15 protein-coding genes are annotated in these 9,894 nt (G+C 34.1%); 1 reads left to right on the top strand and 14 read right to left on the bottom strand.

Features of this window, described 5'->3' with window-relative positions; translation table 11 throughout:
* Window positions 1-131: 131 nt before the first annotated feature.
* The 10 genes from ACI48O_RS14055 to ACI48O_RS14010 form a co-directional block, all read right to left on the bottom strand.
* Window positions 132-635: a GNAT family N-acetyltransferase gene (locus ACI48O_RS14055; protein ID WP_435562454.1), complete on the bottom strand. Its 504-nt coding sequence runs from the start codon at window positions 633-635 to the stop codon at window positions 132-134.
* A gap of 116 nt (window positions 636-751) precedes the next feature.
* Entirely contained in the window at window positions 752-937 is a 186-nt protein-coding gene (locus ACI48O_RS14050) for a hypothetical protein (protein ID WP_435562453.1), read from the bottom strand.
* An 84-nt stretch (window positions 938-1,021) separates the two neighbouring features.
* On the bottom strand, window positions 1,022-1,468 hold the full coding sequence (locus tag ACI48O_RS14045) for a hypothetical protein (protein ID WP_435562452.1): 447 nt from the start codon (window positions 1,466-1,468) through the stop codon (window positions 1,022-1,024).
* 43 nt (window positions 1,469-1,511) lie between these two features.
* On the bottom strand, window positions 1,512-2,072 hold the full coding sequence (locus ACI48O_RS14040) for a GNAT family N-acetyltransferase (RefSeq protein ID WP_435562451.1): 561 nt from the start codon (window positions 2,070-2,072) through the stop codon (window positions 1,512-1,514).
* Window positions 2,073-2,787: 715 nt separating this feature from the next.
* Window positions 2,788-3,435, bottom strand: a complete 648-nt coding sequence (locus ACI48O_RS14035; RefSeq protein WP_435562450.1) for an ABC-2 transporter permease — start codon at window positions 3,433-3,435, stop codon at window positions 2,788-2,790.
* A gap of 2 nt (window positions 3,436-3,437) precedes the next feature.
* On the bottom strand, window positions 3,438-4,292 hold the full coding sequence (locus tag ACI48O_RS14030) for an ABC transporter ATP-binding protein (RefSeq protein ID WP_435562455.1): 855 nt from the start codon (window positions 4,290-4,292) through the stop codon (window positions 3,438-3,440).
* A complete protein-coding gene (locus ACI48O_RS14025; protein WP_435562449.1) occupies window positions 4,292-4,672 on the bottom strand; it encodes a GntR family transcriptional regulator in 381 nt (126 codons plus the stop codon). Before ACI48O_RS14025 ends, ACI48O_RS14030 begins: the two co-directional genes overlap by 1 nt.
* A 258-nt stretch (window positions 4,673-4,930) precedes the next feature.
* Window positions 4,931-5,389 carry a 2-thiouracil desulfurase family protein gene (locus tag ACI48O_RS14020; protein WP_435562448.1) on the bottom strand — a complete coding sequence of 153 codons (459 nt, stop codon included), beginning with the start codon at window positions 5,387-5,389 and terminating at the stop codon, window positions 4,931-4,933.
* A 22-nt stretch (window positions 5,390-5,411) separates the two neighbouring features.
* Complete coding sequence (locus ACI48O_RS14015) at window positions 5,412-5,597, bottom strand: hypothetical protein (RefSeq protein ID WP_435562447.1); 186 nt, start codon at window positions 5,595-5,597, stop codon at window positions 5,412-5,414.
* Between the two features lie 31 nt (window positions 5,598-5,628).
* Complete coding sequence (locus ACI48O_RS14010; RefSeq protein ID WP_435562446.1) at window positions 5,629-6,336, bottom strand: class I SAM-dependent methyltransferase; 708 nt, start codon at window positions 6,334-6,336, stop codon at window positions 5,629-5,631.
* A gap of 263 nt (window positions 6,337-6,599) precedes the next feature.
* Between ACI48O_RS14010 and ACI48O_RS14005 the strand changes: the two genes are divergently transcribed.
* On the top strand, window positions 6,600-6,764 hold the full coding sequence (locus tag ACI48O_RS14005; RefSeq protein ID WP_435562445.1) for a YjcZ family sporulation protein: 165 nt from the start codon (window positions 6,600-6,602) through the stop codon (window positions 6,762-6,764).
* Between the two features lie 559 nt (window positions 6,765-7,323).
* On the opposite strand, the gene ACI48O_RS14000 is transcribed toward ACI48O_RS14005, so the two are convergent.
* The 4 genes from ACI48O_RS14000 to ACI48O_RS13985 all read right to left on the bottom strand — a co-directional run bounded on the left by ACI48O_RS14000 (window position 7,324) and on the right by ACI48O_RS13985 (window position 9,692).
* Complete coding sequence (locus ACI48O_RS14000; RefSeq protein ID WP_435562444.1) at window positions 7,324-7,722, bottom strand: DoxX family protein; 399 nt, start codon at window positions 7,720-7,722, stop codon at window positions 7,324-7,326.
* A gap of 48 nt (window positions 7,723-7,770) precedes the next feature.
* The gene (locus tag ACI48O_RS13995; RefSeq protein WP_435562443.1) at window positions 7,771-8,211 is read right to left on the bottom strand and encodes a MarR family winged helix-turn-helix transcriptional regulator; all 441 of its coding nucleotides are present in this window, start codon (window positions 8,209-8,211) and stop codon (window positions 7,771-7,773) included.
* Window positions 8,212-8,388: 177 nt separating this feature from the next.
* Window positions 8,389-9,249, bottom strand: a complete 861-nt coding sequence (locus tag ACI48O_RS13990) for an SDR family oxidoreductase (RefSeq protein WP_435562442.1) — start codon at window positions 9,247-9,249, stop codon at window positions 8,389-8,391.
* The gene (locus ACI48O_RS13985; RefSeq protein WP_435562441.1) at window positions 9,246-9,692 is read right to left on the bottom strand and encodes a MarR family winged helix-turn-helix transcriptional regulator; all 447 of its coding nucleotides are present in this window, start codon (window positions 9,690-9,692) and stop codon (window positions 9,246-9,248) included. Before ACI48O_RS13985 ends, ACI48O_RS13990 begins: the two co-directional genes overlap by 4 nt.
* Window positions 9,693-9,894 lie beyond the last annotated feature (202 nt).

Raw genomic sequence — 9,894 nt, 5'->3', positions numbered from 1 at the left:
TGAAACTCCCTTACCACCATAAGTTTAAATTCTTCACTATATTTACTCAAAATAAACACCCCAAAAGTCAGATTTTACTCTAACTTTTGGGGTGCAGTACAAACCTAGCCCTTATTTTTTAAAAAATACTTTTATTTCATTCCAACTACCTTACTTCTTCTTTCTAACAAAATCGTATCTCGCCATACACCATCCATTTTGCCGATACGCTCCCGTCTTCCGACTTCACGAAACCCATACTTAAGATGTAATTTTAGACTAGAGACATTTTCAGGAAAGATCCCCGATTGTAACGTCCAATATCCGCTCTTTTCACTAATTTGAATTAATGATTCTAGGAGCTTACTCCCAATACCTTTGCCATTCCAACTTTGACTAACATATATACTTACTTCAGCCACACCTGCATAAACACAACGACTTGAGACCGGACTTAACGCTGCCCATCCAAGCACTTTACCCTCTGAGCGAGCGACAAGCCGACACTCAGATAAATGGCTATTATTCCAGTCTTCCCAAGAAGGAGCCTCTTTTTGAAAGGTTGCATTCCCTGTTGCGATTCCTTCTTGATAGATGTTTCGAACCTGCTCCCAATCTTCTTGTAGCATATTATCAATTTGTATAGGATTTTCCATATGATTACCCTTCCTTCTAAAATTAAAAAAGTTATACTACTCAGAAGTAAATATTGAAACAATCTGAAAAAGTAATGTCGACAAGAAAATAAGGATGCTGATAATTGCAAATATTCTTAGGGGATTTTTAAACCATCTCGGAATTTGTTCGCCATTCTTTGGGGCTTGAACCCTTGAATAATGTCGTTATGCTTAACAACATCATTAAAAGGAGTCCTCTCTTCTACGAAATTTGAATGAGGGTCGCAAATCGTTTGATGAACCTTTTCATTGTCATATGGATCATTTGAAAAATCATTCATTTGGAGACCTCCTAATTTAAGTTATTCTAAATTCTAATAATATAACTCTCTAGCTTTTTATTCTGCTTTGCTTTTTAAAGAACATTATTTAATCTCAACCAAGAAAGTATAGGATGCATCCCCATTTGACCATTTGGCAAGTATTTCAATTACATATTTCCCCTGTTGGGAAGGCAGTGTCAGGCTAGTTTGTTTTATCGTTAGTTCCTGGTCTTGTCTCTCTTTTTCCCATAAATAGGCCTTTATTTCAGGCTCGGAATCATCGCCGAATTCAATGTTTGCAATTGATCCTTTCGGTACAATAATTGATTTCATTCCTTTTGCTATTTCAAATGGCGAGGCTGCATCTGCATTTATTATCTTCTTCCCTAAAAAACTACCTGTTTCCCACTGATAGGTACCTTTCTCTGCTTCTATCTTTTCATCGTTAACTTTTACAATCGCATTCGGAGGCTCTTCGCTGTTTGTGCACCCTGCAATCACAGATAACAACGCAATTAGTAAAACGAGTTTCAAATGGTTAAATCTCATTCGAAATACACCCTTTTCTCCTTTATTTTGAAACATGAAAAGGTTAAATCACTTTTGCGTAAATACATGTATCTCTTAACTCTTTTGTATCAAATGATAATTCTGAATTTACTAATGTCCCTTCTAGTACAAATCCTAATCGTTCAGGAATTGCCCTGCTTTTTAAATTAGTAGAATCACAACGTATTTCTACTCTCTTTGCATTTAACTCATTTAATGCGAAATTCACTATCCCTTGAACAGCTTCGGTCATGAATCCTTTTCCGCTGTAACGGGTGTCGATCCAATACCCTATTTCAAATTTGGGAATATCCCAATTAATTCTATGTAGACCAGAAGCGGCAATGAATTCCCCTGTTTCTTTCAAAAAAATATGTAAACGTAAATCCTCTCTTTTTAAAAATTTAACATAGGCTTCTCTAACATTTGTTTCCACATCATTTTCGGACACTTCTTTTTGGACAAACGGCATCCATGGTTTTAATTCAATCATGGATGCCATAATTGAATTATACAAAGCATGCCCATCTCCTGGTTTTGGCAACCTAATAAATAATCTATCAGTTTCAAATTCTTCCGGAAAATCTAGTAGGATTGGATTCATTTAACTCATCCTTTCAGAAGTATTATTAATCGTTGTCCAAATCTTTATCTAAAAAAGATTTTTTTGCTTTCTTAACATTATCCTTTTCTAGTAGTTGGCCAATTATTGAACTGTTAATTCCCCTTCTTACTGCTGTTTCAATAACTATATATAAGATAAATACTGACAAAACATATAGAAAAATATACTTAACCATAATTTCATTTATTCTCCCATAATATAATTGTAAAGTTCAGAGGTTTTTTGTATTTGAACTTATTTCCAATTTTACCTTTTTTAGTTGAACGTTAACTCGACTCTTGAAGGAATAATATGAATTTTCCATGAACTTAAGCGAGACCCGAAGTCATCTTAATGATTATTTAATTAATTCTTAACACGTTTATAACACCATGCTTGTATTTTTTTAACAATAGAGCTTTAAACTAATGATTAGTGGGGATAGCATGCGTGGCTATCATGGTATTTGGCGAAGGAGGAGCCAATACTGCTTATCAATATTTTTAACAAATTCCAGATCTGAGAATAAGTCTTTTTGCAATGGCCGCAAATAAAAAAAAGTTACAGGGACCAACCCTAGTAAAAAAGTTTAGGGGACACATTTTTTTCGTTCGAATATAAAAAAGCGATGCCCCTTTTGGAGTACCGCCTTAACATCATTATCATATAGGACTCGTCTTCTAATCTATGAATTATCTATTCAAAAATAATTTAGTTATAAGTTTTTCTTTGAATAGATTCTGATTGATAGCATCATTGAAACGAAACCTATAAAAAACGATAGCACCAAAGGTACCCAGACTTTAATCTGTTCTGGTAGAGGTGTGTTAATATTGAAATTAAACTGGATAGATTGATACCATTCAACGACCGCAGGAAGGATAAATGGTGTTAAAAATATGATAATAAACGAGATATATTTCGTTTTTTCATAACCCAATTTTATTTGAATAGGAATTAATATTCCGTAAAACACTGAAATGATTAAAAGAACTGTTCCAATGCTAATAGTATTTAATCTTTCCAAACCAGATGAATCAATTGCTACTGCAAGATTATATAATAAAAAACTGCCAATAAAGATTACAAGAATAAATAAATACTTCGCTTTAATAACACCATTTCGAGTATGTGGGGTTGTACAAAGAAGTGCGGATCCCTTATATTTATCCTCTTGAAACGAAATCATGTTAAATAAAATATATTCCACAAATAAAACAGTAATTAGAAAGCTTACAAAACTGTTTCCTATCCCGTCTAATTTTGAATAAATAATGATTGGGCCGACTACAGCAAAAACAAGCATAATCCATACATATTTTTTTGCTATAATAAAGTCTTTTTTGACAAGATGAAATAACATGATTATTCCTCCCTTACATACGCGAGCATTACATTTTCAATTGTGGGGCGTTCTATTAAACAATCTTTCATTTGTTCGCATACCTCATCCTTTTTATCTGTAATACCTTCAAAACCAACTGCTGTTTGACGTAATCTTAAAAACAAATTTCTTGTCTGTTCATTAATAAAACGATTATCCCCCTTCACCAAAGCATGTCGATCTAATAGTTCATCTTTACTTTCATTTAAAAGGATTTTCCCCTTATCAATTAAAATAAGAATATCCGCAACTTTATCTAAATCAGAAGTAATATGAGTAGAAAAGAATACACTTTTCCCTTCCTCTTCCATAAAATCTAAAAGTATTTCCATTAACTCATCTCGAATTAAAGGATCAAGTCCACTTGTTGGTTCATCCATAATCAATAGATCAGCATGATGCGAGAGCGCTAAAGTAATTGCAAATTTCATTCTCATTCCTTTTGATAAGGTTGCGATTTTCTGGTTTAATTTCAGTTGAAACCGGTTGATGTACTCTAAAAATTTAGATTCATCCCAATTAGAATAGGCAGGGGCAATTATACTCTTCATTTCTTTCAATGTCATTTCTTCGTAAAAATATCCTTCATCTAAAACAACACCAATTCGATTCTTAACTAAGCATTCATGCTGCTCCATCTCTTTGCCAAAGAACTTAATGCTGCCGTCATCTTTTGGATAGAGACCAAGGATTGTTTTGATTGTTGTGGTTTTTCCAGAACCATTAACCCCAATAAATCCTGTTATACAACCTTCTTTAAGCGAAAAATCGACTTTATCTAAATGAAATTTTTCTAACTCTTTTTTTAAATGGGTCACCTCTAAAACAGAATTCATCATTCATCCTCCTCTTCGAAAATGATGTCCATCATTAAATAAAGTTCTTGCTTATCTATCCCTAGTGTTCTAGCCATTTGCCAAACCTCTGAGAGTTTTTTTTCGAGCATATGCCTTTTTGATTCCGATAGCATATCGAGGTTTTCTGGAGCTACGAATGTTCCCTTTCCCACCTGAGTTACGATAAATCCTTCTTTTTCTAACTCCTCATAGACTCTTTTGGTTGTGAGAACACTTACGTGTAGATCATTTGCTAATGAACGAATTGAAGGAAGCTTTTCCCCTTCCTTTAATTCCTGACGAAGAATAGCATTTTTAATTTGATCTTTTATTTGTTGATATAAAGGTTGGTCAGAGATATTTTTAATTATGATTTTCATTGAAAAACCTCTTTTTCATCAGGTGTATATATCATACATATACACCATATACATTAATTACACCTTTATCTTAAATCACCCAAATTTTATTTTCAAGTAAATTAGCGATTTTTTACAAAATTGCTTTTCACTTACCAGGGCAAAAAGCTCCAATTATTCAAGGAAAACTACCTGTGAAGGGACCCCCATATAAACAAAAAAAGACCCGTGAAGGTCCTTTGATTAATTTATTACACTATTGTAAATGTTTGTTAACCACTAAGGTAAATTTTCAAAAAATTGTTCTTCTGATATTACCCGTATTCCATTTCTTTTTAATAAAGCAGCGGTAACGCCAATACCGGCAATTTTCTTCCCAATAAATTCACCGTTGTAAATCATAGAACTCCCGCAAGAAGGACTATTTTCCTTAAGGACGACGATTGTTGCACTTACTTCTTTTGCTTTTTCTAAAACAGCATAAGCACCTTTTATGAATTGTTCAGTCACATCTGCCCCTACTCTATTCATTACTTTTGCTTTCCCATCCAGTACATCATTTCCATCTCCGCCGATTATCTCTGCGGGTTCTCTCGGTGTTGAAAGCCCACCAAGCATTTCGGGACAGATCGTTATTGCTTTGTTTTCGTTTACTAATTTTTGGATTTTTTCAACTAAACAATGACTGCCATTATATCTTACCTCTAAACCCGCTATACATGAACTTACTAAAATCATTCACCACACCTCCTTTAATCAATCATTTGTAATGAGAGTTATTCTCCCTGTTTTTTTTCGCTAGCGAAAATGCAGCAGCAAAAAGAAATACCATGGCTAACCCGACACCAATAATCATCGAGTAATCGAAAACATCTTTTAATGCCATCCCTCCTGCAAAAGAAGAAACATTCAACAATAAAAATAAAACAGTATAATTCTTTTTCATATATGAACACCATCCCTTTATTGAATTTACACTAACGATTTTTTGTTATTTTTAACATCGTGTTTGCATTCACCTGAAATTCATAGGCTACTTTAACTTCCTCGACTGTGCAACCACAATTAACAAGATGAACAATTAATTTATCCAGAAACTCATACCGTTTTCCTTCCAGATCCACTAAAGGAAAAATACGAATTTCCTCTTTCGCTACTCTCAATAACTCATTTAGGGTATGGATATGAAATAGATAATCTAATCGGTCAGCATACATAAAAAGAAAATGTGCAGATAGTACCATATCAAATTCCGAATCTTTAAATGGTAATGAAGGTAAGGTAACAGGAACGTATTTTTCGGATGATTGAAGCATATCTTCTGTACACATTTCCAATGCGCATAAACGATGTTCCCTAAGATTTTCAACATTTTTGAAATAATCCCATAGATAATTTCTCTTGGCCTTTTTCATTTTATCCATAGCGTGTTCAATATCTTGAAGTCCTTTGTTTTTTAATTCTTCACTAGAAAACGCATACGCAATATCACAAGCCATTACATCTAATCCTAATTTGCTGCCAACAGCAGTAAAGGAACAAGCCCCAGCTGGACAATCTAAAATTTTCTTTCCCTTCAAGGTATCGATTGTAAGAGCAAACATATCCAAATACTCTTCAAAGGTCCTTCCTATAAAAACAATTCTTTCTAATTCTAACTTTCCACTCGACTCAACTAAACTCAACTAAAACTCACCTACTTTTGAAAAATTTAAAATAATTTTATCACAATCAGATTGAAGTTATTACCATTTTTAACCATCTTGGTCAATTCAACAACCATTTTTATTAAACAGCCTACTAATAATACCCGAAAATATCCCAAATTCAAGTTACATTCAAAATACAATCATGTGTAATAGATATTCAAAATTTCACAACAATTGTTTCAACATATTAGGCATTTTGCATATTATGAATTATTCTTTCCATCAGAGGAGGTGCTCTTATGAGTACTGGATTTGGATTTGGATTTGGATCTGACTTTGCGTTAATTGTAGTTCTGTTCATTCTGTTAATAATTGTTGGTGCATCTGGGTGGGGTGCTGTGGATGGCATTTATCCCGGTGGTGGCGGCGGCATTTATCGAGGAGGCAGCAATTGGGGTGGTTGAATAAAGAAAATACCTCTCTGTCCACCCAAACAGTTCCTTTTAACTGTTTGGTTTTTTTCTTTTCTCTGAAAAATTAACTGTTTGCAATATGTTAGAATCGGTTTAGTAATAACAGCCGTGATTATCGTACAAGACATTTTAAAAAAGGCAAGTATACGTAATAAAATTACCCGGGAACAGAACTGAGCCTATCCATCTGGATTGAAAAATCATAACGGGCTCCGTTACCTAATTGTTGGCGGACATAGGTTCCGTTATTTTCATAAAATGTGTTGTTTTGAGGTGCTAAACGGACAACAGATCCGCTATTTGATTGTCAACAGGCAATATTCAGTTGTTTTTATGTAAATAGGGGATCCTATGTCCGCTTAAGGTTAGGAAAACGGTTATTTTATCAAAATAGGGTCCTCTCTGTCCGTCTAATAACCTGTCTTCGTAATTAATCAAAAATTAGCTTAATCTCTACTGGGCTTTTTTCATTATCAAAAAAGCACCGAAATATTTCGGTGCTTAGTAGATGTAATTAATTTAAATTCAAGAATATTTAATTCGAGATATATTAGAAAATTAAAGCGTCAAGTGCATATTGACCAGGTCCAATTAATGCAATACCAATTGCAACCGCTAATAAAGTAAGATTATATTCGTAACCATTTTGTGTTGACCAGTATCCGTTCGGACCATGTACTTTAACAATTGCAATCACCATCGTAAAGGCAATCAAAATACCTGCAACTGGTGTAAGAAGTCCTAAAGCAAACAGTAATCCGCCAACCAATTCAGATAAACCTGCTAGTAAAGCCATAGTTACACCTGGTTTAATACCAATTGAATCCAACCAACCTCCAGTACCTTTTAAACCATAGCCGCCAAACCAGCCAAATAATTTTTGTGCACCGTGACCCATAAAAGAAATACCAATTACCAATCGAATTATTAATAAACCAATATTTATCATTTTTATTTCCTCCTAAGTGTTTGTTATTTATCTTTAATTCAAGATACTTTAGCTAGAAGCCGCAGCCTCGACAGTTTTCATTACTTTTTTTAACAACTTCACAAAGCTTTGTTCTTCCTCATAATTTAATGATGCAAACATATTATTCACCAAATCTTGATGAATTGGCATGATTGTTTCCATTAATTGAAGACCTAGATCCGATAATGTTATATGGATGACTCGGCGATCTTCACGACAAGCATTTCGATTTAAATAGCCTTTTTGTTCTAGTTTATCGATTACATAGGTCATTGAACCACTTGATATGAGAATACTATTTCCAATTTGTTGAATCGTTTGTTTGCCTTTTAAATATAAAACCTCTAGTACAGAAAACTCCGTAATGCTTATATTATTTTTTGCCATTTCCAGTCTTATCCGATCCTGAATGGCTTTTGTAGTCTGCATTAATGCTAAAAAGGGTTTATTTGAACATTTTCCATCCAATTTCCCACCTCCTGAACGATATCTCGAATTTGAATATCTTGAATATGAGATAATATTAATATATAGTCACCACACTGTCAATACTTTTAGGAGAAAAAATTTGCTTCAATAAAAATGACGATACTCTATCGTATGAGTATCGCCAATTAAACTGACTTGGATTAGAACGGAAGTACATTATTTTTTAAAGAACTCCTTATGGTCTTCAACATATTGTTTAAAAGTAAAAGGCTTACGTTTTAAAAGAGTTTCAGTAGTATCTGTTACACTTTTAGCAGTACCTAACTTCGTCATTATATAAAGCATTGTCATTACATTGGCGAAATCTTTCGGAGTGCCTCTGTTTATGATGGTCCTTCTAAACTCCAAAACACCGGGATTGGTATAAGTAATTTTTCGACCTAACACATCCGTCATAATCTCAGCAGCTTCATAATACGTAATGGCTTCACTGCCCGTAAGCGTATAAGCTTTATTGTCATGCCCTTCTTCCGTAAAGCAAATCGCAGCCACTTCGGCAATATCCCGCGTGTCAATGAAGCTTGTTTTTGCGGAACCAACAGGCATGAATAATTCATCCCTTTGAACGACATCCTCACGATGGGTGGTATTAATATTTTGCATAAAGAAGCTTGGCCTTAAAAAAGTATAATGAAACCCAAGCTCTTGAATAAAATTTTCGATCTTGCGGTGGGGAACAACTGGATTTTTCTCTACACCTAATAATGAAACAAAGATAATATGCTCAATACCAGCTTTTTTCGCCGCTTCAAGAAATGGGAGCATATCCTCCTTGGGCGATGCCAACTTGGGAGGACGTACTAAGAAAAGCTTCGTAACCCCTTTTAAGGCTTCGGTATATGTATGCTTTTTTAAAAAATCGAACGGTACCACATCTACATTCTTTCCTAAAAAAAATTGCTTTCCTTTTTCTATATTCGTAACGCCAGCTTTTACATGTACCCCTCTTGCCACTAATTGTTCAATCACATAGCTGCCAATGTTCCCTGTTGATCCTGTTACGAGTACGGATGTCATTCGTTCTCCTCCCTGCTTAACGTCTCATCCATTTTCTTTAATAAGAGTAAAAACATTTCTTTCTCGTTTTCATCAAAACGGTTCAAGGAAGCTTCAATAACACCATTACTGATTCTTTCTAGGATAGGGATTAATCGTTTCGCTTTTTCGGTTAAAAATAAAACCGAAGCCCTTTTGTCATTTGGATGCTGCTCTTTTCTGATCATCCCTTTTTCGATAAGGCGATTAACAATGCCTGATATCGTTGGCTTATCTAAATCTAATTTTGATGCAATTTCTACTGACGTTCTCTCATTATATGAAGTGTCCCGTTCTTCTTCCATATTCAGCCTATTCAAAACGGCCCATTGAGAGGAGGTCAAATCGTGATGTGTCAATTCTCTTGTCAAAACGTATTTCAATTCTTTTGAAACCTTCATTAACAGGTATCCTATATTATTCATCGAACCTCTCCTCTTAGTTAGCGCACTAACCATATGCTTAGTATACTAACTATATGATCAATCTGTAAAATACTTTCATTCCAATTTCCTTAGTAATTTTATTTTATGTGAACAAAATTCGAACATCAGTAATTAAAAAAGCGTTTAGTGCAATAATAGCCTTAATGTAAGGCTGTGTTAAAGAACAATGTTGATTTTGAAT

The organism is Neobacillus terrisolis, from assembly GCF_051233475.1.
Lineage (GTDB): Bacteria > Bacillota > Bacilli > Bacillales > Cytobacillaceae > Bacillus_BU.
The sequence above is the reverse complement of the archived record's forward strand: the minus strand, read 5'-3'. Positions and strand labels throughout refer to the sequence as shown.